The 839-nt window shown below is 61.1% G+C and carries 2 protein-coding genes; both read right to left on the reverse strand.

Annotated features, from left to right (window positions below; translation table 11 throughout):
- Positions 1-22 precede the first annotated feature (22 nt).
- Positions 23-376: a DUF1493 family protein gene (locus SO140_RS46180; protein WP_060433101.1), complete on the reverse strand. Its 354-nt coding sequence runs from the start codon at positions 374-376 to the stop codon at positions 23-25.
- A gap of 157 nt (positions 377-533) precedes the next feature.
- Positions 534-839 (reverse strand): TolC family protein (locus SO140_RS46185; protein ID WP_498544234.1); only part of this gene is annotated, 306 nt, incomplete at its 5' end.

Genomic DNA, 839 nt, shown 5'->3' on the forward strand with positions numbered 1-839 from the left:
GTATTGGAGCAGTAATGCGGCGCTAGCGGAGCTGCTCGATCAGGAAGTGAATGTCGTACAGCCAGCGTTTGGCGCGCGCGGAGCGCACCAACATCGACACGCACAGCGGCCGGGGGTGTTCTTTGCAGGCGGAGGGAGAAAACCAGCGCCCGGTGTTGGCCGGCGGCTGGAAATACAGCTCGTGGTTATAGTTGCCGCTGTCGACGCCGAAGGTATCGAAGTAGCGGCGCATCAGCGTATTGGAATCGCTGAACGACAGGTGAAGCGCGGTGTTGATCTCGGTTTCCGGGGTGATGGCCACGCCCTTCTTCAACCGCCCTGGCGTGTTGAATGCGGCGATAAGCGCGATGACCTGTTGCTGAATATCTTCTGCCATGACGACCTCGAGCCGATATGAATAAAAGATGAATGCGGTTCTCTGTCTGACTCTGCTCACCGCAGCGAGTTCTGCCCGCCGGCCGGGTTTTCTGTTTCTTTACACTTTCCATAAAAAAACCGCGCGCAGCCAAACACCTGGCGCGCGCGGTCCAGGGTTAGCGGCTGAGCGTCGCCTTATCGGCGATGACGCCGTCCCCCTGCCGCTCGGCGGTAACGCCGCCGCCCAACACTTTATACAGGGTGGCCTGATTGTCGTACGCGGTCTGCTGCGCGGCGATCAGCGACTGCTGCGCCGTGTACAGCGTGCGCTGCGCGTCCAGCAAGGTCAGATAACTGTCCACGCCCTGGCGGTAACGCAGCTCGGCCAGGCGATAATATTGCTGTGCCGCCGCCACATAGCCGGTTTGCGCCGCCAGCTGTTCCTGCAGCGTGGCTTTGCGCGCCAGCGCGTCGGCGATTTC

The organism is Bradyrhizobium sp. UFLA05-108, assembly GCF_059803455.1.